Raw genomic sequence first — 210 nt, 5'->3', positions numbered from 1 at the left:
ACATAGGCGAAACGCTCCCCGCCGCCCTCCTCGTAGAACGGGCTGCACCCGCCGTCCCCCTTGAGGTAGAGACCGTCGTCATCGGCGATGGCGAAGAACAACTCCTCACTGTAGAAGCCGGCGCCGCCGAACATCCGCTTCACGCGCAGCCGCGGCAGCCACTCCAGCAGCTCGCTCAGGTACTCCAGATATTCGACGCTGACCCCCATC

The 210-nt window shown here is 64.8% G+C and carries 1 protein-coding gene; it reads right to left on the bottom strand.

Annotation, left to right across the window (positions count from 1 at the left end; genetic code table 11):
- Nucleotides 1-210 (bottom strand): TfoX/Sxy family protein (locus tag ACYQ2W_RS26980; protein ID WP_459874250.1); only part of this gene is annotated, 210 nt, incomplete at both ends.

The organism is Endothiovibrio diazotrophicus, assembly GCF_054657215.1.
Note: the sequence above shows the minus strand (reverse complement) of the source record. Positions and strands in the feature narration are given on the sequence as shown.